The organism is Nitrosospira sp. Nsp2 (assembly GCF_003050965.1).
In the GTDB taxonomy this organism is placed as follows: Bacteria; Pseudomonadota; Gammaproteobacteria; order Burkholderiales; family Nitrosomonadaceae; genus Nitrosospira.
This window is the reverse complement of the sequence record NZ_QAOU01000001.1, coordinates 67,625-90,540: the sequence shown is the minus strand read 5'-3', so window position 1 is coordinate 90,540 and position 22,916 is coordinate 67,625. Positions and strand designations below refer to the sequence as shown.

Below are 22,916 nucleotides of genomic sequence, written 5' to 3'. Positions count from 1 at the left end.
CGTTCGTCGAGCACTGGTTTGGTTAATACGCAGGCATGGTAACGGGCAAAGGCAGCGCCTGAGCCGGCAAAGGTTTATCCCCTTCTTCTTGTCCAACAGCTGATCCGGCTTTCCGGCGGGTTTATAGAAAACGGTCCAGAATCTTGCGGCTGTGAGAATCTAGGGCGAAACGGTCGCGGATCAGGAACTGAACCCCGTGGCTGTCGGCAATTAGTAGAGACGGCGGGGCCAGGCGGCGGATATCTTCTTCACCTTTAAGGATGAAGGACGTATTGCCCCGATCCGTTTCCACGCTCCATGCGCTGGGAGTGGCGAAACCCGAGACGTCGCGAATGCGCCGGATTTCGGGAATGAATTCGCGGGCGGCCAGTTCCGCTTCCACAATTTCACGTAACGCCTCGGGTAAATCGCTCAGCTGTTCGATCCAGGCCAGTTCCTGGCCATGCTGATCGATGAGGGCGATGGCTCTGTCCGGCGCAGTGATTGGAAATGCGCGTATCGGGACGACCCCTTCCCGAGCGGCGCCATTTGCCTCCGTGAGCACCAGTCGTCCGAAAAGGTTACGGCTCAATTGGTAAGATGCGTTGTCACTCATTGGCGGCTGTCCTGTGCTTGGGATCCATGCTGGGCCCACGCAAATTATCCTCGGTGTCGATGTTGCGTGCCTGCGCCTGATAAAGACGGTAATAGTGCCCTTCCCGTTCCATTAGCGTATCGTGATTGCCGATCTCCACGACGCTGCCGCGGTCCAACACGACCAGCCGATGCGCATGCTGCAGCGTGGAAAGACGATGGGCGATAGCGATTGTCGTACGGCCGCGTACCAGGTTTTCCAGCGCCTTCTGAATTTCCTTCTCAGTGGTCGTATCAACCGATGACGTGGCTTCGTCGAGAATCAGGATGGGGGGGTCGATCAGCAGGGCACGGGCAATGGAGATCCGCTGCCGCTCACCTCCCGAGAGCGCCTGACCTCGCTCGCCGACCAGGGAGTCGTAGCCGTGGGGCAGGCGCAGGATGAACTCATGGGCATGAGCAGCGCGCGCCGCGGCAACGATCTCCTCGCGGCTCGCGTCTGGTTTACCGTAAGCAATATTTTCCGCGATCGTTCCGAAAAACAGGAAAGGCTCCTGAAGCACGAGACCGATATTCTTACGATATTCCGCGACCAGCAGTGCGCGGATGTCTACTCCGTCCAGCAGAATCGCGCCTTCGGTAACGTCGTAAAAGCGGCAGATCAGATTCACGAGCGTGCTTTTTCCGGAACCGCTATGCCCGACAAGGCCGATCATTTCGCCCGGTTCAACGACCAGGCTGATGTTTCGAATCACGCTGCGGGTGCCGTAGCGAAAACCGACGCCGGATAACTCGATACGGCCGGCGACGGCGGACAGATGCCCGGGATGGGCAGGCTCGGGGACGCTGGAAACGTGATCGAGAATCTCAAAGATGCGTTTGGTGCCCGCCGCCGCTTTCTGCGTAAACGAGACAATGCGGCTCATTGAATCCAGCCGCAGATAGAAACGGCTGATATAGGTAAGAAAGGCGGTGAGTACTCCCACCGTGATTTCATCTTTCGAAACCAACCAGATACCAAATATCCATACCACCAGCAACCCGATCTCGGTAAGCAACGTAACCGTGGGCGTAAATAATGACCAGACCTTGTTGACCCGGTCGTTGACTTCCAGATTGCGGTCGTTAGCCGCACGGAAACGCGCTGCCTCGCGCTTCTCCTGCGCAAATGCCTTGACAACGCGTACGCCGGGAATGGTATCGGCCAGCACGCTGGTGACTTCGGCCCAGACCCGGTCAACTTTCTCAAACCCCGTGCGCAATCGGTCGCGGACCATATGAATTAACCAAGCAATGATCGGCAGCGGGGCCAACGTGACCAGCGCAAGCATCGGGTTGATCGACACCAGAATAATCACCGTCATGCCGATCATTAGAACGTCAGTGGCGAAATCAAGCAGGTGAAGCGACAGGAAAACATTGAGACGGTCGGTTTCCGACCCGATACGCGCCATCAGGTCACCGGTGCGTTTTCCACCGAAATATGCGTGCGAGAGTTTGAGGAGATGTTCATAGGTGGCACTACGAAGGTCGGCCCCGATACGTTCCGAGATCCGCGCCAGCATATAAGTCCGGGCCCAGCCGAGCACCCACGCCAGCACTGCGGCGCCAAGCAGCCCGGTAAGGTAAAATGTCACCAGATTTACGTCGATCGGCTTGCCGTTCTGATAGGGAATCAGTACGTTATCCATCAGCGGCATCGTCATGTAGGGCGGCACCAGCGCAGCCGCCGTACTGCCAAGCGTCAGCATAAAACCCGCGAGCAGTTGCCATCTATAAGGTTTCGCGAAACGCCACAAACGGAACAGCGTCCACGTGGAAGGTGGGATGACGCTTTGACCGCGGCAGGTGGCGCATTCCTCTTGACCCGGCGGCAACGGCGTGTCAAGCACCGCGCGGCAACGGGGACACACGGCCTCAGCCTCGGCGTCCGCGTGGGGAAGTTCGCCGGTAAGCTGGAAGTTGAGTTGCTGGGCAAAATGTTCAACAAGACGCCGCGCTGCACTATCTTGTCCCAGTGTGTAGCGCCAGCGCGTAAGCAGCGATTCCTCATCAATAAGCTCAAGCCTGCCCACCCCCGAATGATCGTGGCGCCCCAGCCTCAGTCCTCGCCGGTACGGCCAGTCCTGCCAGTTGGCATCACTTCCGGTTTTGGCTAATAATCGTTTATTGGTAACTATTACCAGCCCGGATGAGAAATCTAACTGTGCATCAAGATCGGTTTCCAGCCAGGCCAGCACCTTCTCTTCCGGGGACAGTCGGGGCTCAACCTGCGCCGCCCACGCCACTGGCAAAACCGAGAAGGAAATGTTGGGGGGGGCGCCCGCCGGCAGAGAAGGATTGAGTTTGGTCATCTTTTGCGCGTAGAGCGAATCAGGGCTGGCGCGATTGGAAATGGCGCGAACGTCGGCCAGACATTCTCACCTCATCGGTGGTGTTATGTTACCTTGCACTCACCTGGCGGTCGTAGTGACTGATGCTGCCGCGCACCCAGCACTGCGCCTGCGGTTACTGCTCCCAATCCTGCCAATGTGGTCATGGACAATGCCTCGCCTAGAAGAGGCACGGCGGCAAGGGCAGAGAGAACCGGCACAAAGGCCATCAGCAAGGCGACTGTCTGGGTTCCCAGACAGCGCACCGCGAAGGTATAGAGCAGCATGGCGACAAACACGACCAGCACACCCTGGTATAACGCTTGAGTGGCTATTTCGCTGACCGGCGCCTGATCGATGTTGCTGGGCAGGAACAACCACCACAGCGGCAGGTAAAGCAAGGCGCTACCCAGGGTGGTTGACACCGTTGCGGCAAGGGGCGTCACCGCATAACGGCCAAGCAACAGCGTAAATACCGCCCACAATGATGAGCCACAGAGAAAAAGCAGATCGCCCAAAATCAGCGTGCTGGTGAGTTGCGGACCGCGTGAAAACGAATCGGCAGTAGTCAGCATGATACCCGCGAGGACGATAACCAGCGCGACGGCGCGACGCGGCATCGGTTTTTCGCCTAACCACAGCCAGGCAATTATCGCCGTCAGAAAAGGCAATGCGCCGGGCAGCAGCACAGAAGCGTGCGCCGCGGGACCCATGCGGAAAGCGGCATATACGACGCTCGCATAGCCAATGCCCCCATACAACGAAAACAGCGCAATCACCCGGAGGGGTGGCAGCCTGACATACGGCAGACAAAGGGCGGCAATCAGCGCACCCGCGCCAAAACGAAGGGACACGATATCCCAACTGGTGAGTGCCCCCGTGCCACCATGACGGGAAACAAGAATAAAACCCGTCCAGATGCATATGGTAAGGAAAACAGCAACCCAGCCGCTACGGGAATTTATCGGTGCACTTATAATGCGGAGGAACCCGTGGACAGGTTCATTTTGGAGTGGGGGACATATTTGGAAACTTCTACCCGGAGCCGATTCATGGTTTTGCCTTATCTCGCGCTTTCCTAATTTTTTCCAGAGCGGTCCGGATGACATGGCGCGGAGCGCCTATATTCATCCGCATAAAACCGGTGCCCGTATCGCCAAACAGTGTGCCGGGGCTCATGCCCACGCCAGCTTCCTGTACGAAGAAGCGCCGGAGCTGTGCATCATCCATACCCAGGTCGACTTTTAGCGCACGGCAATCCAGCCACAGCAGATAGGTACCCTCGGGTTCGAGAAGCCGGATTTCCGGCACGTCCGCCGCGAGATATCCGGCAACAAAATCACGCGTTTCCCGAAGATAAACCACTAGCGCATCCAACCACGCGCCACCGTCCAGGTAAGCTGCCTCGAAAGCGGCGATGCTGAAGGGATTGGATGCGCTGATGTGCATCATATCGAGTACCCGAGCGAGCGCTATCCGGGAGTCCGCATCAGGCACGATGAGCGCAGAAAGATTCAGACCGGGAATATTGAACGTCTTACTGGGGGCAACAGCTGTGACGATCCGGGCCGAACCTTCTGACAGAGCCGCAAGCATGTGATGCCTGTTGCCGGGATAAACCAGATCCGCGTGAATGTCATCCGAAAAAATGACAAGATCGTGTTTCTCCGCAATTCGCAGGATGTGTTGCAGTTCCGGCTTGCTCCATACCCTGCCGACGGGGTTATGCGGAGAACATAGCAATAACAGGCGGGCCGTCGCCGCACGTTGCTCCAGTTGATCGAAATCGACCTCATAACGGCTGTCTCCGAGACGCAACGGGCTATGTGCAAGTTGTCTGCCGGTACTCGTGACGGCCGAGAAAAAGGGAAAATAGACAGGCGGCTGCACGATGACCTGCTCGCCCGGTTCGGCAAATGCCATGACAGAAGCATGCAACGACGGCACGACGCCAGGACACATCATGATCCAGTCGCGGTGCACCTCCCAGCCATGACGGCGCCATAACCACTCTATCAGGGATTGGTACAGGCTATCCGGAAAAAGCGTGTAACCGTAAACAGGATGGGCGGCGCGATGCGAAAGTGCCCGGGTGACGGCAGGAGGTGCCGCGAAATCCATATCAGCTACCCACAGGGGTATGACGTCCTCCCTGCCAAACATTTTCGTACGCCCGTCATACTTCAGACTGGCGGTACCACCGCGATCGATCTCGCTGTCAAAGTCGTAGCCCGAAACAGGGCCTAGGCTCAAGCAATCCGCTCCCAGATCGTCACTTCGGAGAGTGTATGCTGAAATTTGCGCCGAGTTTCGCGGATCACAAATGGCACCTCCTGCGGCCCTTGAATGAGTCTGAAATTGGCGCCGAGCATTTCTTTCAACCCGTCGAGGGTACCGAAGCTTTCGCCATCCCGCTTGAAGCCGCCAATCCATGCTTCCCGCTTGGTATGTTCCTCCAGCCAGGTATAGGGCGAAGCAATCATTAACAGACCCCCAGGATTGAGACGCATGTGTATATTCCTCAGGAGCTTGGCCGGGTCATAAAGGCGATCAATCAGATTCGCAGCAAGGATGAGGTCGTATCCGCTAAACAGGGGCTTGAGATTACAGGCGTCGCCTTGGTAAAACGCCACCTTATGCTTCACGTCACCCAGCCCAAGCCCCGCAAGCGTCCGCTCCCGGTAAAAAACAAGATCGCCCTCATCCGCGAGGGTATAGCGCAGCGCACCCTGCTGAGCAAGCTGGACACCCTGTCCGATGAAACGTGCGGAGAAATCTATCCCTGTAACATCGTCAAAATGACGGGCCAATTCAAAAGTCGCACGTCCCGACGCGCAGCCGAGATCGAGCGCCCTGTACGCTGGTTTATCTTTGATGGCGGCAATAGCGAGTTCCGCCAGCGCCTTCGGGAAGTTCGGGACGCCAAAGTAACTGTCGCCATAATGGAATTCGGCGTATTCAGACAAAAGCTTGTCGGTTTCGTAGTGAGATCCCTGCTGCACAGCTGGCGCCTCCGCAATCACGTAACGAAATCCCGCGTGCTGAAAAAAATGTCGACGGAATGCATAGCGGGCGCTGTTCAGGGATTCATTGCCACATGACATCCACGAACCGCCTTTGATCATATTATGTCGGCCATCGAAGGTTGGCGTCGTGAAATCGTCATAATGGGGATGAATATCGAAACCTTCAAAGGGATAGATCGGGGTCTCCGTCCATTGCCAGACGTTACCGACCACATCGTAGAACTCTCCATGGGCAAATTCGTTCACGGGGCAACTGGAGGCCCAGTGGTCAAGATGGATGTTGGCGCGAGCGGGCTCCGTATGCGGGACCTCCGACAACCCAGCCATATCATATAGCCGGTACCATTCATCTTCCGTCGGCAATCTGTAGGTTTGGCCGCTGGTTGCCGCTTTCCAGTTGCAGAAGGCTTTGGCTTCGTGGTAATTCACTTCCACCGGCCAATCCCAGGGCATGGGTATTTCCATGGTCATCAAGCGCAGATTCCAGCCCGAGCCGTGCCTGATCCAGAAGGTGGGATGTTCTGCGCGAGTATGACATCGCCACGCGTGGCCCTCCTCTTCCCAGAAATTTTCATCGCTGTAACCGCCTGCCTGAACAAAAGCAAGAAATTCCCCGTTACTCACGAGGTACTTGCCCGCCTGGAAGGCAGCAACTTCCGCTATATGTTTGCCATACTCATTGTCCCATCCGTACGCCGGATCGGTCTTCATTTTACCCAGCCGCACAATACCTTCCGGGATATCGATCAATTGATTTTCGGGCGCCTGTCCGGATTTTTTATACGGTTCCCATGCGGAATGGCGTCGCACGTACTCAAGCGCATGCTGCCGGATCAGCACGGATGACGTCTCCAGATGGATCCGCTCATGTTCGATACCCATCAGGATCGTCCACCACGGACTATCCCAGCCGATGGGTAGGGTAAGTGGTGTATCCGTAATCAGTTTGTCGACGATGCGACGCACCGTACCCCGGTAAGCGCGTACCTCGTCAACGGACGGCCAATCGTAGTGAGTGGTATTCAGATCATCCCAGCTCATTTCATCGACGCCCACCGCAAACATTGATTCCATCCTGGGATTGATACGCTCCGTCATTAGCCCCGCAAGCACCAGTTTGTTGGTGAAAAAAGTCGAGGTGTGACCCAGGTAGAAGATCAACGGATGGCGCAACGAAATCGGTTTTTTGAAATAGGCCTCATCGCCCTGTAATGTTTCGAAGAGTTGCTCGTAGCGATCGAGCGTGGCATGGAAATAATGCCGTATCTCCTCCCGCTTCGCGGCGACATCGCCGCTGGTGAGGATGGGGGTTCTCGGGAAAAGCTGTTCCGGCAGCACCCTCAACGTCGGGTTTGCCGAGTTTGCCGAAGAGGCTGACTCAGGCCGCAGCATAACTTTTCGTGCATCATTCAAATTCATGTTCAACCTCGATGCGAGTTATCTAATAAAGATTAAACGAGAAGTTTAACACCTGAAACGCCACCTCAACATAGTCGAGGTGTACTGCGTTTATTGGACGTGTACTGCGGAATTGACGCGTATGGAACAATGGCTTGGCCATGCCGATTCGAAGAGCTGGCATAGAGCGAACGAATAGAAGTTTGTTAAAGGTGTAAGGATCTACTCAAGCGTTTCAGGACGAGCTGTCTGTCAAAACGCGAACTAGTAAACTAGAAGGTCGTTGGACGAGCATCAAGGGGGAAGCGACTTATCCTGGAATTTGATTGCAATGAGGGAAGTGAGTTCCGCAATTCCGTCCACGCCTTTAGTTCTTATCATTATAACCGGCCCCTCGGCATGCCGGTATGTGGCCTGCGAAATGAACGGTGGGCCGTGCAGCGCCAGATCTTCGACCCAAGTGAACTGCGTTTCATGACTCCTTCGACGCCGTAGAGAGGTTGTTAACGGCTGGGGGATGATATTCTCTGCTGTCATGCAGAATAATTTCGATGTGGACCGCAGCAAAAATGGCATTGGACCGGCCGTAGTCGCCGGATAGGTGCCTCAGTCTAACGATAGACCAGCTGAACGTCAACCTCACCCACTGTTGCAAGCCCGGCAGTGGAGCCACCGGATCACAGTACCCTCCGAGATCTTGTTTGCCGCCCAATGTCATGGTGCCCTTCAGTACATGGGTGTGCGCGCCATGGTTAGAGGCTTTCGCACAGTGGCACGCTCACTGATATTCGTGGGGGGAAGGGATGATGTGCCCTACCTGGAGCCGCATCGTCAATGTGGAAAAACTCCTCTTCATAAGTTGGGGACCGCACATATCTTGCCCGTACTGAGATTATATATTGCGGTCGTGGTACTCATTCAGACGCCAACATTACGTCTTGATCCGGGCTGGCACCCCTCTGCATTCCCTTTAATAATGCAGTCCGTATTTTTGACAACTCTTTCTCAATAGGAACGTTCGATGAAGAAACTCAGAAATATTGATGTATTAGGGTATGAGGCAGAAGAATTTGACAGGTGGCTGGAGGAAAGCACCAACAAGAAACGAGCTCCTAAAGTCCGACGCACCTGGGAAGCGGATGCTCCACCTTCGCTGAAGGCCTCCAGGCATAGCTCAAGCAGATCCAGCTATTCTCGGCAGCGTAGCATGTGATGGCGTGGCGTTGGGGCAGTTCATCGCCTCCCCCGTTTCAACAAATATTTCTGAAATACTCTACGCAAGGTCGCCGCAGAAATATTTTATGACGTTAGACCTGCTCGCTCAGAAACCCGCTGGAAGCCGGGCTTTTTATTTTTACTTCATTGGGCGCTCGATTGGTAACCGGTGTGGGTCACGCCTGATAGGGCGCCATCCAATGCTGGTCTCGCCTTCTTTGCCGAGAATAGTGAAGAGCGAATCCCGCGACGGAGCCCTTGGCAGCGAAAGGCGGAGCTTGAGAGTAATGCATTGACAGAAGCGTCATTTCATCATGAACACATCCTGGCAGATGGCGTCCAGTTGCATGTCGTGAGGGCTGGAATAGGTCCGCCGGTTATTTTGCTTCACGGCTTTCCTGAAAATTGGCACTCATGGCGACGGCAAATACCGGTCTTGGCGGACGCCGGCTTTTCCGTGCTTGTGCCCGATTTGCGCGGATATAACCTCTCGGGCCGCCCGCAAGATAAAAATGCCTATCGACTGGAACATCTGGTAAGAGACGTGGCCGCCCTGGTGCATGCAACCGGTTATTCAAGGTCGCATATCGTTGGACACGACTGGGGCGGCGTTATCGCGTGGATGTTCGCGGGTCAATATCCGCAACTGGTGGACAAACTCATCATACTCAACGCTCCCCATTTGAAAATTTACTTTCAAAAGGTGCGATACCCCCGACAAATGCTCAGAAGTTGGTATGTCCTGTTCTTTTTATTGCAGCGCTTACCCGAGTTTGTTCTGTCGTCGCGAAACTATCGGGTACTGAGGAAGATGTTCGAGCGGGGCCAAGCGCGGAAACTGGCTTTCAACACGGAAGATATCGAACAATACATCCAGGCTCTCGCCTCGCCGGGCGCCCTCACCGCGGCGCTGAATTACTATCGGGCGAATGTAACCATGGCGACAATGGGTAAGTCTGCAATCCTCATGCCCATCCAGGCTGAAACTCTGGTGATCTGGGGAGAGCTTGATCCCGCGCTCGGAATTGAACTCCTCGATGGGCTCGATGAGGTAGCGCCTCGCGTTTGTATACATCGAATACCGGATTCGAGCCATTGGGTACAAAATGAAGCGCCTGCTGAAGTTAACCGCATGCTTGTCAATTTTCTCCGGGGCCGGAAAGATACCTGAAATCAGCCTCTACATTAAGCTCGTACTGGAATCATCACTCGTGATAACTGTCTAATGTTTCGTACTACGCTTGCAATGGCTGATGCGCGTCGGCGGGCATGCACTTTTGAAATCAAAGGGGACCAAACATGAGACTCTATGTATTGCCACTATGCGCATTTTTGAGCGCCTGTGCCGGACTTCCCGCGGCGGTGAAAAATGTGCCTGTATCGAAACTCTCCTATACGCAGGCCAGTACGGACCCGAACAGTTATAAAGGTACTCTTGTGCGATGGGGTGGAGTAATAATCGATGTTGAGAATGAAGAAAACGAAACTCTGGTACAGGTATTGTCCTATCCGCTGGACTACACCGGCCGCCCTCAATCGACAAAACAAAGCGAGGGGCGTTTTGTTGTAAAAAGCGCCGAATTTCTTGATCCCGCAGTGTATAAAAAGGACCGGGAAATTACCGTTGCCGGAGAATTGGAAGGCGATATTGAACGCCAAATAGGCAAAAAGACAGTCCGGCTGCCGCTGCTGTCCTCCACGGCCATATATATGTGGCCGATTTATCAAGCCAATCCATACGGCTATGGTTACGGAGGCTATGGTGGCTGGGGCCCCTGGGGTATGAGTCCATATTACGGATACGGCTATTACGGTCCATACTGGGGGGGATACGGCCGGCCGTACTGGTAAACAATAACTCAGCCATTAGTTATTTCCAAGGAGCCTCCTGCAAGTCTCACGAGCGCAACGTTAGGTTTTGCGGAGGGCCGAAAGGCAACGACGTGAACGGATGATCCAATGGCCGGCGCCTGTCCAGGAAGTGTTCTAGGAAGCGTGACAAAGCAGACCATCCGCGAAGGCATATCCGTTAGGGTTGCGGCCAAATCGAGCGGCTCACCGCGTCGACTCCTTGCGGTCGTGTCGTAGACCCAGCCTACGACCTCCGTAAGGATGGTGGATGCCTTGTGATCGTCCCAATTTCCCAGCAATGCGCTACGTGAAGGAGTTGTTCAAGGGTTGCTCCCGTACGCCCAGATTCGGACGCAGGCACCGGGCTACGGTCGCAAGCACCGGGCTACGGTCGCAAGCACGCGACAGCGCCACCCCAAACGCGCCCCGAGGCGCACCGTAGACTGCCTCGACCGCTCCTTCACGAGGAGTCCGAGAAGGCAGACCCAGAACGTTAGTCCGAGCTTCAATAACCACGGCTGAGGTGGCTCCTGTGCTGTACGCCTTTTTCTCCATTGGTGTCGCCCGCCAAGAGCATTCGATGCTTCTCAGAATCAGAAGCTCAACCGAAGGCCTTGCTCCCGCTCCTGCGCTGTGTTAATTGTCATTGTTTGCCGGCGAGCGTCTGATTTCTATCGCTGCATTGTGGTCCGAACAGTTGGCTTAAGAGTTTGGTTTTTCCAAATCAGGTATCGGGCGAAAACAAACGAGATTGCATGCGAAAATATGCCCTTCCTGTCGTTGGCGTGCTGGTTGCTGTACCTCTGGCGCTGCTGACTATCCTTTGGTTAGCCATCGAAGATCGACCTCGTACCGACCGTAAGGTGATTCTCACGCCTGAACATGTGGGTCGTGCCAAAGCGATCATCGATACACATCGCCATCGGGCGAGCCCCGGAATGCTTGCGGTAGCTAGAGTCAGACCGGCGGACGCCGATTTAGCGGCGAATTACCTGGCAAGCCGTCTAGGGAATGGCAGTGCCCAAGTAGCTGTTGCAGACCGCAGTGCCATCATCCGCCTCAGCCTGCCGATGACTTCAACAGCCCTGCCTGCCATTAACGGCTATTTGAACCTTGAGGGCACCCTCCTTCAGACAGATGGGCTTCCGGCGCTTCGGTCCGTACGTATCGGGAAACTACCACTTCCCGATGCATTTACTGAATTAATCGCTCTTCGGGTCGAAGATTGGCTACGCCGCGACTCCGAATATTGGGCCGGGTTCGACGCGCTGCGACAAATCAGAATATCGAGGGACGAACTGGTCGTTGTTTACCGTTGGATCGATGCTTTCCCACATGACATGAAAGCGTCGATGGTTGACGAGCATGAACGCGGGCGGCTACTTAGCTATCAGTCTCTGCTGGCGGCAAACAGCACCCGAAACGGAGGGGTTGGATCCCTAGCAACCATCCTGTCGCAATTAGCGCGCGGCACGTCCCCCGCTCAATCGGCGGGAGAGGCGATGGCGGATAATCGCGCGATGATTTTAGTCGCGACTTTCCACGTGCTGGGGATTTCCCTCGAAAAACTGCTACCGGAGGCAGCAAGGTGGCCTCATCCCCCGCCTCAAAAGATCACGCTTGACGGACGTGATGATTTTGCAAAGCACTTCATGGTGTCCGCTGCTATCGCCGCCTATGCGGACACGGCGCTTGCAGACGCAATCGGCTTGTATAAGGAAATCGATGACTCGCGTTATGGTAGCGGATTCTCATTCAATGACATTGCCGCTGACCGAGCGGGTACGAAATTCGGTGAAAAGGCGGTGGCTAGCGAAGACTCCGCACGGGACCTGCGAGGCCAGATGGCATCGGGAATTGAAGATAGGGATCTGATGCCGGAGTGGAAGGATCTTCCCGAATACTTGTCAGAGGCGGAATTCAAACGCCGCTTTACCGAAATTGATTCGCCAGCCTACCGTGCAGTGATGCAGAAGATCGAGCACCGAGTCGCAGATTTACGAATATTGCGTTAGGGTTGCTGCCTGGCAATCTTCGGCACGGGTAAAGAGTGTCTTGAAGCGCCCCGTATTTATGCGTGGCGATAACACGCATGGACTGGAAAGAAGCTAATGAAAGCAGCAACGACCTCGGCAGGAAAACGAGACCTGCCGAGAGCATGCATCAAGTAAATACTTTCCCATATTGGTCATTTCTTTTTGCTGGTGGTCAATATTGCCTCACAACCTTTTTAGGAATGCTGAAATAGTGGATGAAGTCCAGGCATCAATTTCGCGATCATTCACAGGGTCAGGAAGTTTGGAGGGTAGTTTTTCATTATCCCCGTGAATGAGCAGGACCGGCATCTTGCCTTCATAAGCGCAGCGTAGTTCCCATAGCTGACCATCTGCCCGGACAATATTTTTTGTTACCAGGCCAATCACTCCATCACAGTCGGTAACTTTTTCCCGGCACTCCTCCTTCCACGCCGGTTCCCATGACTGCTTGACCGGCATGTCCACGAAGGTTAATCCTGTCTGCTCCTTATTCAATTGCTCAAGAAGTTGGTCGCGCAGCTTTATATCCCTCAGGGCAAAGCTAATAAAGACTTTGTTTGTTGAAGCCATTAAGTTCGTTCCTCCTTGCGTTTTGTATGTTTCGAGCCCCTAAACCGGTACTCAACCTACCTTTCTGATTCCACTAAACAACTGGCCACGGCCTGGATGGACCAGTTCAGGCGCTGAGCTTACGATGAGCCGTAACCTGGATTTCGATACGCATGCGTGGATCGGAAAGACCAGCCGAGATCATCATTGCTGCAGGCCTGGTTTCCCCCAGATATTTACGTAAAATCGGCCAGCACTTGGGAAAATCCTCGGCGACCGGTAAGACGTAGATCACCCGAACAACATCGCGTAAAGTTGCCCCCGCTTCATTTAGGGCAGCCTCGATATTCTTGAAGCATTGCTCCGCCTGCTCCAACAGGTCTTCGGATATCGTCATTCTGCTATAGTCAAATCCGGTCGTGCCGGATACGAAAATCCAATCGCCCTCGACAACGGCCCTTGAATACCCGATCTCATGCTCGAAAGTAGAGCCTGAACTAATCAGCTGACGTGACATATAAACGTCCTGTTTTCGCACGTAAAAAATTCGATCACTACGCTCGAGCCCCGCATCTGCCTAGACAGAACGACCATCGATATAGATGTGTTACGACCACGACGCGCTCACTCCCCGTCATCAATGCCTGCATCAATGTGAAAAACACTGATTCTTGTCGGGTACTGCCGTGCAGGCGTATCGCAGCTCCTGGACACCTCCCGCACGGTTGAATACGTACTCTGCTCTCAGGGCTTTGAATTGTGCATCAGTAAAAGAAATGGAGTCGGGGACGTAGCGGGCTTCGTTCCAAAACCTGACCCGGCAGAAGTCAGGCTGTGACCGGCATAATTTACTGAGTGCAGCGCCATAAACTGCTTTGTCGGCGTCTCGGCTGACGTCAATCAGGACCATATGAATATAATTACCCGAATTTCCCAGCTGAACCGATCGGATGAGGCGCCAGCCATCACCTTGGGGTAGCGGTTGTTGTTGTTGTTGCTGCTGTTGCTGTTGTTGCTGTTGTTGCTGTTGTTGCTGTTGTTGCTGTTGTTGCTGTTGTTGCTGTTGTTGCTGTTGTTGCTGTTGTTGCTGTTGTTGTTGCTGTTGTTGCTGTTGTTGTTGCTGTTGTTGCTGTTGTTGTTGCTGTTGTTGCTGTCGTTGCTGTGGTTGCGATGAAGCGGGAGCTGACCATGGGAGGACGAATGCAAAGGCAAGGCTGATAATACTTTTGTTCACGAATACTCCTTGGCGGAATCTTTTCCGCCCGTCGAAACCAGAATGTCACACAGCATTGATACGTCATTGGAGATAAAAGCGAGCGTGGGCAAAGCCTTAACAGAATAGCCCACAGCAAGACACGGAAGTTCTACGGGGCTGTATCGAAACGCGCAAACTCCCCTCTATCCATACTAAATGTTCTGCTGCCTGTCCCGCCCGGGGCGCGCATGCTATCTCAACGCGATGGAAAACACAACACAGCAGAACCACCCGAAAAATAGGGTTTATTTTATCAACAATAAAACCGGTCAACAAGGAAATCCCATGACGCGTGAGGGATGACTGGCCGCTTGTTATCAGGAGGAGGGTCGCAAACGATATGACATCTTGCGCTCAGCCGAGGTGGGTTATCGCATGCATTTCCTTCGCTTTTATTTATATGACAAACGGCATATACGCAGCGGGCGTCATGAGGAATGACCTGACGCGTCCGTCTTATGTCGAAACCATCCGTCGGCTTTCCTTACATCTCGGGCAATGAAACCTTTTTTACTTTTGAAAATCCTCATATTAAAAGGCGGCACGGATTTTGCTTTTACCTTCTTATAAGGTTATACAACATATATTCAATCGCCGACGCCAAGCAAAAGCAGGCAGTTTTCCTTTCAAAAGCGAAGCACATATGGGTTTGCCCTTCTCTCTCTCTGCCGAACAGGTAGAACGATACGGCAGAATCATCCGCGAATGGATGGCAGTCCGGCGGCATTACGATCTTTTCCTATGGCTACAGGGAGAAATACAGCACTATCTGCCACATGAAATCATGCTCGCGGCATGGGGTGATTTTCATTCGAACCTTATCCGTCATGATATCGTCTCTGCCTTGATAGGCGTGAGGACACAACATTCGGATGTATCCAGTCTGTCCCCGTTGCTTCAGGGACTCTTCAACCGCTGGATCGAGTTGGGTAGAAGACCGTATGAGCTAAGCGTCGGCGAAACCGGCTTTCTACTTGAAGATCGGGCCCTTCAATGTCCCCTCGGAGTGGCATCCCAAGGCATGCAATCCATATTGATCCATGGCATTAGCGATAAACGCGGACAGCACGATTGTCTTTACATAATTTTCGGCTCAGGGAAAAAATTCGCCACTTCCTCATTTAGCGCCTTCAATATTCTCCTTCCGTTTCTCGATAGCGCATTGGGCAAAATAGATCCGCTACCCTTGCACGCCCAGCTCGGCCAATCGTTTTCGAGCCCCGGGAATAACCAGCTGACCCGCCGCGAAACCGAAATAATTAATTGGATCAAGGAGGGCAAGACCACTTCCGAAATAGCCGCTATCCTGGGAATCAGTACATTTACTGTAACAGACCATCTTCGTAGCATCTTCAAAAAATTGGCCTCTTATACTCCCCTCGCGGGAGATGTCAGACACTAAGCAAGCTACTCCCGATAAATAAACACACAACCTGACTGCCGATTAATTCTCCCCTTACCTCAGTATCAGGCAGCAGCGTCACGCAACTTCTGAGCCATGGGCCGGAACTGCAAATGATAGAACATGTTCAGATAACGCACGGTTTCTTCATGTTCGAGGTTACTCACGAATTTCCAGAAACCGTAAATACGCGTTAAAGTCATCATCCGTTCCGCATATAGACGCCACGTGTAGTGCGATTCGACTCGCCTCAGAGCCATAGTGGAGATTTTGTCCCAAAACGCCGGATCAGCTGCTGAACGTTCAAAAAAATCCGCCATTGCGGCAGCGGCCGCCGCGCCATGATTAGGGTCAAAGTGATAACCCGACACGCCGTGCTGGATGATCTCGCGAGGACCACCATAACAAGTGGCGAAAACCGGAAGGCCTGACGCCATTGCCTCGATAATGGTCAGTCCAAATGCCTCAAATCGAGCTGGCTGAACAAAAATTCCGCGCCGGTCTGCAACGCGCCGGTACAATTCGCCCGCAAGATTCTTCTCGAGGCGCGTGCCCAACCAGCGCATACGTCCATCCAGCCCGTATTCGTTCATTATCGAATGCATGTGTTCTATCTCGGCTCGCTCCTCGGCATCCGCGGATAGCGCCGGGTCGATATGACCGCCGATCACGAGTAAATTTGCGGCAGCCGATAACGCCGGGGACTGCCCAAACCAGGCCGCCAATCCCGTCAGGTTTTTGACCGTGTCGAGACGGGCCATTGTAAACATCAAGGGCTTCGAAGGATCCTCAAATTGCCCCCGCCAAGGTACCCCAGGGTCATGCCCATACAGTAGACGCTCAATTTCAGGTAACAGAGTCTTGAGGCGGCGTTCATCGTCCAGATAGGAGAAATACACCTCCGCATCCGCTCCCGGTGAAACAATGTTGAACTTGGGGTCGAAGAGATCGATTCCATTCACGACGCGATATAACCCAGGCATAGTGAAATTACGATAAGTCTCATATTGACCTACCGTGTGCGGAGTGCCAGCAATTTCCTGATAAGTGCTGGTAATAATAAAATCCGCGCTGTTCATCGCGATCAGATCAGCAGTGTACTGGCAATTGAAATGATACTGGGTTTCGTTCTCCTGCCAGTGCAAGGCCGAATGCAAATATTTGCTCTGTTCCAAGGCGTGCGCAATATTGCACTGGGTCACTCCCATCCGCTTGGAAATCAACGAAGCCACGAGGTTTCCGTCCGAATAATTGCCAATCACAAGATCGGGACGCCCGCTTAATTGTGCCAGCGCTTCTCTTTCAACGTCATGGGCAAAATTTTCCAGGTATGGCCATATCTCGAAGCGCGATATCCACTGCCTGATAATTTCGCCGTTGGTTTTGCGAAACGGAACGCGCACGATCCAGGCGTTCTGTGTTCCGTGAATTTTCTCAAGCGGCTGGTTGCACAGCGTGTCGCCTGCATCGGGAATAAGGCGCGTTGCTATCAGGATTTTGGGCCGTACCTCTATGCCCTGCAGTAGCAAACGTTCGCTCATCTCCCGTTCCAGAGCCCTTACCTGATCCAGGATATACACTACCTGGCCGCCAGTATCCGGTAGTCCCAACACATGGTCCTGGCCGAAATAGCCATGGGGGGAAAGGATCAACAATTTTGAGACCATCGGAATACGGGCCAGGAAGTCTTCCAGTATCAACGGAGAGGGCGCCTCGAGGATATCGACCAGAAGGCTCATGGTATCGGTTGCCCGGGCGGCAGTGCCGCCCCAGCCGGGAGCGAAGCCCAATCCACTAAGTGGCTCCGCAATTTGCTGCCACGGCGTCTCGGCAGGGTATTTGCAAAGCAATGCGAGCGCACGACGCAAACCGGTACGCAGCGCCGCAACATCGGGAAAATTACCGCTGAGCATTAGTTGCCGCCCATCCATGCTATGCACTGTCAAAAAATGCAACAGCTTCCCTGTGCCTATTCCGGATTGAGTGAAAAGCGTGCCTGCCAACTGCCTGTTCAGGAAGATCACGCCCTGGCCGATTGATCGCACTTCCGTAAGTCTCGGAAAGCCACGATTGAACGGAGCGAAATCCAGCTCCAACACAAGCTCATGAGCGTTTTCCGGATGCACCAGCAATTCCTTGAAAGCAAGATAGTCGGAAACGCTGACAAGCTCGGGTACAAGCTGTTGCTGGTGAATGCTCATAAAATACCAGCGACCGGCATCTTCTCGTAACGCCATGTAAACCAGTGGCGGCCGACATATCGCTTCTTGCAGGAGCTCTACAATTTCCTCCAACGGGGTCTCAACAAGAGAATGAGGATGATCCGCGCTCAAATCATCGAAAGCCGCGCGCAGATCCGATCGCAGCAACAGTGGTCGTTCCATCTCAAACCATCTCCGCAGGAGAGCGTACAAATCGCTGCGATGGTCTGCCACCCATGTATCAAATTTCTGAATCATTCACAGTCTCCAGTATGGAAATCCCAAATCTGTAATGAGCCATGCCTTCAGCAATGCCATCCGCGTAGCTGGTCTGAGCAAAATAAATCTGCTCATTGCCGCGGAGACTCGCGAGCTCGGGGCTGTGGTTGGAAACCACTACGCCAAGCGTATCCCCTATTAGCATCTCATGGTCATTGCCAGAGTCACCGGCAACAAGAAAGGCTCGCAGGGGCAACCCCCACTTGTAGGCCAGATAACGTATCGCTCGTCCCTTGGAAGCGCGCACCGGCAAAACATCGAGATATGCCGCCCGTGAATAAATCAATTGAGCAGACAGGTTCTGCTCACGCAGAAGGCTCCTGATTTCGGTTATTGGCGGCAGTAGAACCGGGTCAACATTATAGCTGAGCTTGAATTCGCGCTGGTTTTCCGCTGGTTGCAAAGTCAGTCCGGGCACTGCCCGGAGTGCATCCTCGACCGCACCCCGGCGCCACAGGTGCTTGATAAAATTCTGCCATCCCACATCCGGTCTGAGTTCAGGGCCATAGTTGATCTCGCTGCCCACCGCTGTAATAAATACATCGGGCAGGGGTACGTTCCATTCCTTCAATATTTTCACCGCGCTATTCAAAGTACGGCCAGTCGCCACCCCGAAGCCCAAATTCGGGGGCGTTGCTCGCAAGGTCGAAAGAAAGCGCCGTAAGGCGGCACGATCTCCTAAAAGGGTGTTGTCTATATCACTGATAAGCATCTGTGAGACCAACGGTAGCGGATGGCGTTGCGGTCGCTGGTGGATCGCGATATTGCGGCGGATGCGCTTGCGCTCGTGGTGGAGCAAACGTGACAAAGCGTGCAGATACTTGCGGACGTGCGCATCCCAGGTGTAGTGGTTTTTAACGCCCAAGATACCGTTGCGGGCCCAGCGCTGCCAACGGGATGGCTCGTCCAGTACGTATTCGATCGCAGCCGCGATAGCGCTTATATCGGTGGGGTTGACCAGCAATCCGTTCTTGCAGTGAGCAAGAATATCGCGCGGACCACCGTCTTCGGTAACAACCACCGGCAACCCGCTCGCAGCAGCTTCAATCAAGGTAAGACCAAACGGCTCGGTAAGCGCTGGGTTGACAAACACACCCCGGCGTCGCGCTGCGAGACGATAAAAACCGGGAATGTCAGCGGGCTTGTGCTGCTTGGGCAGGGCCACCTTGCCCCAAAGATCGTAACGATCAATATCAAGCAGGAGATCGGTCATTACTTCAGACTGAGCATCGTCGAGCGCCCTGATATCAGTGCGATTGCCGGCAATAATGGCAAGGTTAGCCTGTTCCCTTAATTTGGACGAATTACCGAAGGCGGCGATTAATGCCCCGAGATTTTTTCGTATTTCCGGCCGGCAGATCGCCAGTATAAGAGGCTGGCGCGGATGCGTCAGGAAACGATCGATGATGGGGGCAACCTCGGGTTCAGGTGGAATCCGGCGGCTGGGGGGAGCGAAACGGGAAATGTCTGTTCCCGGTGGAATGACGATTGCGCGTTCGGGGTGATAATTCGTATACAGGCCGTACTGCTCGGCGCTTTCCTGAGGGGTACTGGTTATTATGAGGCTCGCGTGCTGCAACACGGCTTCTTCAGTGGCGATTCTGCGGCGAAAATTAAATTGACGTTCTAGTGCCTGTGGTTTACGGCCCTGCGCCAGCAGACGTTGATGTTTGCTGCGCCCAAGGGAATGGCCGGTGTGAATCTGCGGGATGCCCAGAAGCTGGGAAAGCTGCATCCCGACATACCCCGCGTCGGCGTAATGGCTATGAATGACATCGGGTAACCGCTTCTGCTCGCGCAGAAAAAGCAAGGCGCGGTCAACAAGCTGGTCGAGGTGGGGCCACATGCTCTCCTTACGCAGATAGCGGCGAGGTCCGCACGGAAGGCGAATAATGCGGGCATGCCTACCTAGCGTCTCTACGGGTCGCGCGTAGTCGGACGACACCGTCGGATCTTCTATCCGCCTGGTCAAGAGATCGACTTTGGTAACCTGGCGTTGACGGGCCAGCGATCGCGCCAATTCCACTACATATAATATCTGGCCCCCGGTATCCGCATCACGCCCCAGCTCCAGGTCGCTCCCCCGGATCAGGCCGTGCAGGCTCAGCATTAAGATATATAATTCGTTCATTTCGGTGAAGACCATTCCTCCGTGAACGGCTTGTAGAAATCGTCGTGATCCGGAATTGCTCCGCGTATCTGGCAAATTGCGCCGGCAAAACGATGCGCTCGCTGCAAGGTTGCGGTAAGGTCCCAGCCGCGTAACTGTCCGAGTATAAAGACGGCGGAAAATGCGTCGCCGGCCCCCACCGTGTCACGGATATTCTCCACTGATTCGGACGCAACCGTTATGGGTTCCGCAGAATCGTCCAGCCACCACGCGCCCGCTGCACCGCATGTGACAAGAACTCCCCTGAGGTGATACTGTCGCACCAGGGTATGTGCCTGCGCTTCAGCAGAAGTCTCCTCCAGGCCAAATAGCTGGGCTATTCGCGCCAGCTCGGCATCATTCGCCTTTACTACGTCCGCGTGCTGCAACGACCAGCGTATGCGATCCGGGCATATCCATGGGTCACGCAGATTAATGTCAAAAAACCGCTGACCTCGGACTGCGCGCAAGGTGTGGCGCAGCGCCCGATGCGAGCTGGCACGCTGGGCCAGCGTCCCGAAATAGATCCATTCGGGGCTCGCAGCAAGCGCGGCAATTCTGGATAATCGCGGATGGATATGGTCATAGGCCTGATCGGGAAGGATATCGAACCGGTGACCAGCGGCGGTAAATTTCACCTCCACCACGCCGGTATGGTACACGGAATCAAGCTGCACCCCATGAGTGGCCAGGCCTGAACCTCTCAAGGTCTGCAACAGTCGCGCACCAGCCGCGTCCTGTCCAACACGTGTAATCAGTACAGGCGTGCAACCGAAAGCATGCAAGTGTCGGGCTACATTCAGCGGTGCGCCGCCCAACACTTCCCTGTCAGGAAACCGGTCTATCAAGATTTCGCCAAACAATAATACAACATGGCGAAGGTCGGGCATTCTTACCTCCTGAAAACCTGCTTTGTAACCCAGGTGGTGACGACGTAATTCCGCACACCATGAAACCGGGCCATTGAGGTGCGAGGCGCCGCTCCTTTCAGAAAGTCCAAACAATAATAGGACAGGAGCTTATTATGGTTTTGTAGGAGCGATTTTTACCGGAATGGCGACAGCAAGTTCCGGTTACGCTTTAAGGATGATACCAGCTAAAAATACTTATCCATATGCCCGGGCTTTCCGCCCCGCCCTGACGAAGCGAGACCGCAATCCGGGCATTGTTCGAGTATTCGTACGTCAACATCAATATGTCGAATGACTTCGCGAACGTGCACCCACCACAGTTAAGTCCCCACGGTACTACTGGACAACTTGAAGGCAAGCCATCTTGCGCTTGCGCTGCGGAGGGTATTACCCAAACGCTCCCCTTGGACCGCGACTGCCAGTACGTGGGTCCGAAATGCAGGCCATGTCGAACCGACTCTTATCAAAACTTGTAGCCGCGGTGAAGTGCGACGACACTCGCGGTCAGGTTAAAATACTCCACCCGGTCAAACCCGGCCTGTTGCATTAACTGTTTTAATTCTTCCTGAGAGGGATGCACCCGGATGGATTCGGCCAGATAGCGATAGCTCTCGCTATCCTGGGCGATGAGCTTGCCCATGGCGGGGAGGACATTGAATGAGTAAAGATCGTAGAAACGCTGCAATGGTTTCCATACCTTCGAGAATTCGAGCACGATGAGGCGCCCGCCAGGGCGAAGGACACGCAACATTTCCCCAAGCGCGACGTCCTTGTGAGTCATGTTTCTGAGCCCAAACGCAACGCTTATGCAATCAAAATAGTCGTCGGGGAACGGCAGCTTTTCGGCATCGCATTGTGCGACCGATACAGCCGCGCCTTCGTCCAGCAACCGGTCACGGCCTATCGTAAGCATGGAATTATTTATGTCAGTAAGCCAGACCTCGCCGGAGCCGCCGACCTGCTCCCAAAATAACGTGCTGAGATCCCCGGTACCGCCAGCAATGTCCAGCACCCGCTCACCTTTTTTAACTCCGCTTGCCTCGATCGCGAAGCGCTTCCACAAACGGTGCATGCCGGCAGACATCAGGTCATTCATCAGGTTATAGCGCTCGGCTACTGAATCGAAAACACCGGCCACCCGGCGGGCTTTCTCTGTTTCAGCAACGGTATTAAACCCGAAATGCGTAGTCTTAGTCATGAACGCCCAGTCTTATGTCAAGAAAGAATGCACAAATTATCATATCGATGAAGTTACCACGTGCTTTGTTTCTCGAAGATGGAACGCCGGCAAACGGCGCGCCTACCTGACCGCACCCGCCGCTTCCATCCGCCTCAAATAGTGTTGCCACATCTCGTCTTGGCGTAAACCATAATCGTAAAGTAAATCCCAGGAATACAGTCCGGTATTATGGCCATCGGAAAAATTAAGCTGAATCGCGTAATTGCCGACAGGTTCGATATGGTTGATATTCACTTCCTTCTTGCCGGTTTGCAGCGTTTCCTGTCCCGCACCATGGCCTTTCACCTCAGCGGAAGGGGAATAGACACGTAAAAACTCGCATGGAAATCGAAAAGTTTGACCGTCGCTGAAAGAAATCTCCAAAATTCTCGATTTTCGGTGCAGTTTTATTTCAACAGGATTAGGAGTACCTTTATTCAGTCCTGCCATTCTCGGTTTCCTCGGCCGTTTCCTCGTTCG

At 54.0% G+C, this 22,916-nt stretch carries 17 protein-coding genes; 4 read left to right on the top strand and 13 right to left on the bottom strand.

Going from position 1 to position 22,916, the window contains the following annotated elements; translation table 11 throughout:
- Nucleotides 1–121 precede the first annotated feature (121 nt).
- The 5 genes from C8R31_RS00350 to ovoA form a co-directional block, all read right to left on the bottom strand.
- Nucleotides 122–595, bottom strand: a complete 474-nt coding sequence (locus C8R31_RS00350; RefSeq protein WP_107692114.1) for a DUF1854 domain-containing protein — start codon at nt 593–595, stop codon at nt 122–124.
- Nucleotides 588–2,927 carry an ABC transporter transmembrane domain-containing protein gene (locus tag C8R31_RS00345; protein WP_107692113.1) on the bottom strand — a complete coding sequence of 780 codons (2,340 nt, stop codon included), beginning with the start codon at nt 2,925–2,927 and terminating at the stop codon, nt 588–590. The genes C8R31_RS00350 and C8R31_RS00345 overlap by 8 nt, the downstream gene beginning before the upstream one ends.
- Before the next feature lie 83 nt (nt 2,928–3,010).
- A complete protein-coding gene (locus C8R31_RS00340; protein ID WP_258192528.1) occupies nt 3,011–3,910 on the bottom strand; it encodes a DMT family transporter in 900 nt (299 codons plus the stop codon).
- A gap of 85 nt (nt 3,911–3,995) precedes the next feature.
- Entirely contained in the window at nt 3,996–5,198 is a 1,203-nt protein-coding gene (locus tag C8R31_RS00335; protein WP_258192466.1) for a MalY/PatB family protein, read from the bottom strand.
- Entirely contained in the window at nt 5,195–7,390 is a 2,196-nt protein-coding gene (ovoA, locus tag C8R31_RS00330) for a 5-histidylcysteine sulfoxide synthase (protein WP_181320313.1), read from the bottom strand. The genes C8R31_RS00335 and ovoA overlap by 4 nt, the downstream gene beginning before the upstream one ends.
- Before the next feature lie 1,486 nt (nt 7,391–8,876).
- Between ovoA and C8R31_RS00320 the strand changes: the two genes are divergently transcribed.
- The 3 genes from C8R31_RS00320 to C8R31_RS00310 all read left to right on the top strand — a co-directional run bounded on the left by C8R31_RS00320 (nt 8,877) and on the right by C8R31_RS00310 (nt 12,450).
- Nucleotides 8,877–9,755, top strand: a complete 879-nt coding sequence (locus C8R31_RS00320; protein WP_181320311.1) for an alpha/beta fold hydrolase — start codon at nt 8,877–8,879, stop codon at nt 9,753–9,755.
- 128 nt (nt 9,756–9,883) lie between these two features.
- Nucleotides 9,884–10,435: a Slp family lipoprotein gene (locus C8R31_RS00315; RefSeq protein WP_107692110.1), complete on the top strand. Its 552-nt coding sequence runs from the start codon at nt 9,884–9,886 to the stop codon at nt 10,433–10,435.
- A gap of 755 nt (nt 10,436–11,190) precedes the next feature.
- Nucleotides 11,191–12,450, top strand: a complete 1,260-nt coding sequence (locus C8R31_RS00310; protein WP_107692109.1) for a hypothetical protein — start codon at nt 11,191–11,193, stop codon at nt 12,448–12,450.
- A 204-nt stretch (nt 12,451–12,654) separates the two neighbouring features.
- Here C8R31_RS00310 and C8R31_RS00305 read toward each other — a convergent pair whose 3' ends face one another.
- The 3 genes from C8R31_RS00305 to C8R31_RS00295 all read right to left on the bottom strand — a co-directional run bounded on the left by C8R31_RS00305 (nt 12,655) and on the right by C8R31_RS00295 (nt 14,254).
- Nucleotides 12,655–13,041, bottom strand: a complete 387-nt coding sequence (locus C8R31_RS00305; RefSeq protein WP_107692108.1) for a TIR domain-containing protein — start codon at nt 13,039–13,041, stop codon at nt 12,655–12,657.
- 106 nt (nt 13,042–13,147) lie between these two features.
- Complete coding sequence (locus C8R31_RS00300) at nt 13,148–13,537, bottom strand: RidA family protein (RefSeq protein ID WP_107692107.1); 390 nt, start codon at nt 13,535–13,537, stop codon at nt 13,148–13,150.
- Between the two features lie 132 nt (nt 13,538–13,669).
- A complete protein-coding gene (locus C8R31_RS00295; protein WP_181320309.1) occupies nt 13,670–14,254 on the bottom strand; it encodes a hypothetical protein in 585 nt (194 codons plus the stop codon).
- A gap of 664 nt (nt 14,255–14,918) precedes the next feature.
- On the opposite strand from C8R31_RS00295, the gene epsA reads away from it, so the two are divergent.
- Nucleotides 14,919–15,677 carry an XrtB/PEP-CTERM-associated transcriptional regulator EpsA gene (gene epsA, locus C8R31_RS00290; protein ID WP_181320307.1) on the top strand — a complete coding sequence of 253 codons (759 nt, stop codon included), beginning with the start codon at nt 14,919–14,921 and terminating at the stop codon, nt 15,675–15,677.
- A 65-nt stretch (nt 15,678–15,742) separates the two neighbouring features.
- Here the strand turns inward: epsA and C8R31_RS00285 are convergent, their stop codons facing one another.
- The 5 genes from C8R31_RS00285 to C8R31_RS00265 form a co-directional block, all read right to left on the bottom strand.
- On the bottom strand, nt 15,743–18,136 hold the full coding sequence (locus tag C8R31_RS00285; RefSeq protein ID WP_107692106.1) for a sucrose synthase: 2,394 nt from the start codon (nt 18,134–18,136) through the stop codon (nt 15,743–15,745).
- Complete coding sequence (locus tag C8R31_RS00280) at nt 18,120–20,288, bottom strand: HAD-IIB family hydrolase (protein WP_107692763.1); 2,169 nt, start codon at nt 20,286–20,288, stop codon at nt 18,120–18,122. The genes C8R31_RS00285 and C8R31_RS00280 overlap by 17 nt, the downstream gene beginning before the upstream one ends.
- Nucleotides 20,285–21,196 (bottom strand): carbohydrate kinase, encoded by a 912-nt coding sequence (locus C8R31_RS00275; RefSeq protein ID WP_107692105.1) that lies wholly within the window; start codon nt 21,194–21,196, stop codon nt 20,285–20,287. The genes C8R31_RS00280 and C8R31_RS00275 overlap by 4 nt, the downstream gene beginning before the upstream one ends.
- A gap of 484 nt (nt 21,197–21,680) precedes the next feature.
- The gene (ubiE, locus tag C8R31_RS00270; protein ID WP_107692104.1) at nt 21,681–22,415 is read right to left on the bottom strand and encodes a bifunctional demethylmenaquinone methyltransferase/2-methoxy-6-polyprenyl-1,4-benzoquinol methylase UbiE; all 735 of its coding nucleotides are present in this window, start codon (nt 22,413–22,415) and stop codon (nt 21,681–21,683) included.
- A gap of 102 nt (nt 22,416–22,517) precedes the next feature.
- Nucleotides 22,518–22,886: a gamma-butyrobetaine hydroxylase-like domain-containing protein gene (locus tag C8R31_RS00265; RefSeq protein WP_107692103.1), complete on the bottom strand. Its 369-nt coding sequence runs from the start codon at nt 22,884–22,886 to the stop codon at nt 22,518–22,520.
- Nucleotides 22,887–22,916 lie beyond the last annotated feature (30 nt).

Coding starts and splice junctions, on each gene's coding strand:
- C8R31_RS00350 (WP_107692114.1), bottom strand. CDS start 595: ATGAGTGACAACGCATCTTACCAATTGAGCCGTAACCTTTTCGGACGA.
- C8R31_RS00345 (WP_107692113.1), bottom strand. CDS start 2,927: ATGACCAAACTCAATCCTTCTCTGCCGGCGGGCGCCCCCCCCAACATT.
- ovoA (WP_181320313.1), bottom strand. CDS start 7,390: ATGAATTTGAATGATGCACGAAAAGTTATGCTGCGGCCTGAGTCAGCC.
- C8R31_RS00315 (WP_107692110.1), top strand. CDS start 9,884: ATGAGACTCTATGTATTGCCACTATGCGCATTTTTGAGCGCCTGTGCC.
- C8R31_RS00310 (WP_107692109.1), top strand. CDS start 11,191: ATGCGAAAATATGCCCTTCCTGTCGTTGGCGTGCTGGTTGCTGTACCT.
- C8R31_RS00305 (WP_107692108.1), bottom strand. CDS start 13,041: ATGGCTTCAACAAACAAAGTCTTTATTAGCTTTGCCCTGAGGGATATA.
- C8R31_RS00300 (WP_107692107.1), bottom strand. CDS start 13,537: ATGTCACGTCAGCTGATTAGTTCAGGCTCTACTTTCGAGCATGAGATC.
- epsA (WP_181320307.1), top strand. CDS start 14,919: ATGGGTTTGCCCTTCTCTCTCTCTGCCGAACAGGTAGAACGATACGGC.
- C8R31_RS00285 (WP_107692106.1), bottom strand. CDS start 18,136: ATGATTCAGAAATTTGATACATGGGTGGCAGACCATCGCAGCGATTTG.
- C8R31_RS00280 (WP_107692763.1), bottom strand. CDS start 20,288: ATGAACGAATTATATATCTTAATGCTGAGCCTGCACGGCCTGATCCGG.
- C8R31_RS00275 (WP_107692105.1), bottom strand. CDS start 21,196: ATGCCCGACCTTCGCCATGTTGTATTATTGTTTGGCGAAATCTTGATA.
- ubiE (WP_107692104.1), bottom strand. CDS start 22,415: ATGACTAAGACTACGCATTTCGGGTTTAATACCGTTGCTGAAACAGAG.
- C8R31_RS00265 (WP_107692103.1), bottom strand. CDS start 22,886: ATGGCAGGACTGAATAAAGGTACTCCTAATCCTGTTGAAATAAAACTG.